The 3,185-nt window shown below is 52.5% G+C and carries 4 protein-coding genes; 3 read left to right on the top strand and 1 reads right to left on the bottom strand.

Features of this window, described 5'->3' with window-relative positions; all coding sequences use genetic code 11:
• The first annotated feature begins 167 nt into the window (after nucleotides 1-167).
• From ACWA6V_RS19765 to ACWA6V_RS19775, 3 genes are read left to right on the top strand one after another with little or no spacing between them, the layout of a single operon-like run.
• Entirely contained in the window at nucleotides 168-470 is a 303-nt protein-coding gene (locus ACWA6V_RS19765) for a FeoA family protein (protein ID WP_449524097.1), read from the top strand.
• 12 nt (nucleotides 471-482) lie between these two features.
• Nucleotides 483-2,342, top strand: coding sequence for a ferrous iron transporter B (gene feoB, locus ACWA6V_RS19770; RefSeq protein WP_449524098.1), 1,860 nt, complete (start codon nucleotides 483-485; stop codon nucleotides 2,340-2,342).
• Nucleotides 2,343-2,363: 21 nt separating this feature from the next.
• Nucleotides 2,364-2,534: a FeoB-associated Cys-rich membrane protein gene (locus tag ACWA6V_RS19775; RefSeq protein ID WP_449524099.1), complete on the top strand. Its 171-nt coding sequence runs from the start codon at nucleotides 2,364-2,366 to the stop codon at nucleotides 2,532-2,534.
• Nucleotides 2,535-2,655: 121 nt separating this feature from the next.
• Here ACWA6V_RS19775 and ACWA6V_RS19780 read toward each other — a convergent pair whose 3' ends face one another.
• Nucleotides 2,656-3,108, bottom strand: a complete 453-nt coding sequence (locus tag ACWA6V_RS19780; RefSeq protein WP_449524100.1) for a hypothetical protein — start codon at nucleotides 3,106-3,108, stop codon at nucleotides 2,656-2,658.
• Nucleotides 3,109-3,185: the final 77 nt, after the last annotated feature.

The raw sequence follows: 3,185 nt of genomic DNA on the forward strand, positions 1-3,185 counted from the left end.
CTCAGCGAGCCGGACGAAGCAGCCCTGCTGGACTACAACCGACTGGAGAATCGCTAGGCAAGCACAAAGAAAGTACACAAAACCACCAAGCGCAAATTGCGGCTTGGTGGTAAATACAGTATCCTTCCTAATAATCACTCTCATTTACATTCAAGATGTGTTTACTTATGAATACTGCCGTATTTGCCAATGCGCTGCCCACCTCACTCCGCCTGGATCAATGCCGCAAAGGCGCGACAGTGCGCGTGACCGGTTTGATCGAGCAGCCGCTGTTCGGCACTCAAGATGAGCGTGTCAGCCTGCGCTTGAAAGAGCTGGGCTTTTTGCCCGGCGCGCCCTTAAAAGTCATCGGCTTTGGCCTCCTGGGGTCAGATCCGCTCGCGGTGCAAGTCAACGGTACAAAATTCGCTTTGCGTCGCGCTGAAGCCGCCAAAATTTGTGTCGAGCCCATCGACAATCCCAGCCTTTAATCAGGTAGCAACATGTCCACCCCCATTCGCTTCGCCTTGATTGGCAACCCCAATTGCGGCAAAACCTCCCTGTTCAACCGCTTGACTGGCGCCCGTGCCAAAGTCGCCAATTACCCCGGTGTCACCGTTGAGCGCCGCTCCGGCTGGGTCACAGGTTTACAGCAACCGGCTGAGCTACTCGATTTACCCGGCACCTACAGCCTCTTTGTCACCTCGCCGGACGAACAGGTCGCACGCGATGTGATCCTCGGCAAACTCCCCGGTGAACGCCGCCCCGACTTACTGATCGCCGTGATCGATGCCTGCAACCTGCGCTTGGGTCTGCGGTTGGTGATGGAACTCAAAAGCCTGAACCGCCCGATGATTCTTGCGCTCAATCAGATGGATGAAGCCAAGCGTCGCGGTATCAGCATCAATACCGCTGCACTCTCACAGGCTATTGGCATCCCTATTATCGAAACCGTCGCCGTTAACAGCCAGGGCGTAGCGGAATTGCGCAAAGTGCTGGATGGCTACGCACAACAGCCATCAGCGCCTGAGGGCGAGCAAGTGCTCGCGCTGAGCGACCGTCAGGAATCAGTAGAAGCGCTTTACGCCGAAATCGAAAGCATCATCAGCCAACACGTGATCCAACCGGCGCATTTGCCGCGCTGGCAAGATCGGCTGGACGCATTGGTAATGCATCCGCTGCTTGGCTTGATCGTGCTGCTCAGTATCTTGTTGGTGATCTTCCAGGCGGTATTTGCTTGGGCATCGCCCGTGGTGGATTTAATTGATGCGGGCTTCAGCGGGCTGGGTGGATTAGTCGGCACGGTTTTACCCGATGGTATCCTCAAAGATTTTATTGTCGATGGCCTGATTGCCGGCGTTGGCGGCGTACTGGTATTCCTGTCTCAAATTATCATCCTCTTCTTTTTTATTCTTGTGCTGGAAGACGCCGGCTACCTCACCCGCGCCGCGTTTTTGCTGGATCGCCCTATGCGCGGTTTGGGTTTATCGGGCCGCTCATTTATTCCGCTGCTCTCCAGCTTCGCCTGCGCTGTTCCCGGTATTATGGCAACGCGCACTATCGCAGATCCACGCGAGCGTTTCATTACCATCATGGTCGCGCCGCTAATGACCTGCTCGGCACGCTTACCAGTCTATGCCTTGATAATCGCCGCGTTTATTCCCGAGCAAACTGTATGGGGCTTTTTTAATTTGCAAGGCCTTACCTTGTTTGCGCTCTATTTTGCGGGTGTCGCCAGTGCCGCGTTGATTGCATGGATCATGCGCCGCCGCGCCAGTGGCCGCGAAGAATTTCCGCTGCTGCTCGAATTGCCTACCTACCGCTGGCCAATGGCGTATCACCTGCTGATGGGTTTGCGTGAACGCGCGTGGATTTTTATTCGCCGCGTGGGCACCATCATTCTCGCACTCTCGATTGTGCTCTGGTTTTTAGCGACCTTCCCCGGCGCTCCAGCCGATGCAACCCAACCGGCGATTGACTACAGTTTTGCCGGACAACTCGGCCACTTTATGCAGCCACTGTTTGCTCCACTCGGCTTTAACTGGCAGATGTGTATCGCGCTGATCCCCGCCATGGGCGCGCGTGAAGTTGCCGTAAGTGCATTGGCAACGGTTTATGCGGTGGGTGAGGAATCCATTGATGTCGCCCTCGGCTCGGCACTCGCTGCGAGTTGGTCGCTGCCAGTAGCCTTCTCTTATCTCGCCTGGTTTGTGTACGCGCCGCAATGTATTTCCACCATCGCGGTGGTAAAGCGCGAAACCAACTCCGTTAAAGCAACCACCTTCTTCACCATTTATTTATTTGCATTGGCTTATTTTGCCGCCTGGGCGACCTATCAAATCGCCAGCGCCATTGTGGGTTAACCGAGAAGAGGAGGAACCGATATGTGGCAAGAACTGATTGTTGGCATTTGTGTTCTGGCTGCGGTGATTTTTTTAGTGCGCCGCTGGCTATTCCCCTCAGCCAGAAAATCCGCCGCCTGCGGTGGATGTGGGGGGTGCGATAAGACGAGTGAGTCGAACTGCGCAAATCCCACCGAAAAAACACCGAATTAATTCGTAGGGGCGCCGCTTGCTGCACCCTCTTTTATTGCAATGCCGATACCTTTCAGTTTTTTAAATGACTTGATTTTAAAAATGGCGGAATCAACCGCGAAGTGCAGAGCTAAATCAACAATTAAACTCGCTGATAAAAACTAAAACTGTACACATCACGCTGCAACTTTCCACGCCCATAAACTCCAACCAAGAGTTCGTCATTAGAGGTAGAGGGATCAGCTATCAATTCTTCGGATGGAAACTTTAACTCATCGAAACGGGCAATAATTTCCGGTTTGCGAGTTTCAAATTCTTTCTGTCCGACAAATACAGCAACCGCTTTATGCAAAGCAACCAGATATCCACCTTCATTTAACTGCTTAACACGGAAATCCGTAAGGAACTTTGCCTCTTCCAATGCTTGCTTAGCATTGGCAACATCATCCTCGCCCTTGTTAATAAACAGCAGGGTTCCATTACCTAGAATACTTACACCATCACGCCCATTTAAGAACAGACGCATATGCTCGGCAATCTCACTGAGCGGAGTTAAATTTTCAGGTTCCCATCCCGTTCTAACGCCATTAACCATTAACAACTTCTCCAATTACTGTTGGCAAAGCTCGATGTTCCAGGAGTACTTCTTCAACCTTTCTCATTACAAATTTG

This window comes from Cellvibrio sp. (genome assembly GCF_053579595.1).

Bases quoted from the DNA above. Each gene is read 5' to 3' on its own strand.
- feoB (WP_449524098.1), top strand. From the start codon at position 483: ATGTCCACCCCCATTCGCTTCGCCTTGATTGGCAACCCCAATTGCGGC.
- ACWA6V_RS19765 (WP_449524097.1), top strand. From the start codon at position 168: ATGAATACTGCCGTATTTGCCAATGCGCTGCCCACCTCACTCCGCCTG.
- ACWA6V_RS19780 (WP_449524100.1), bottom strand. From the start codon at position 3,108: ATGGTTAATGGCGTTAGAACGGGATGGGAACCTGAAAATTTAACTCCG.
- ACWA6V_RS19775 (WP_449524099.1), top strand. From the start codon at position 2,364: ATGTGGCAAGAACTGATTGTTGGCATTTGTGTTCTGGCTGCGGTGATT.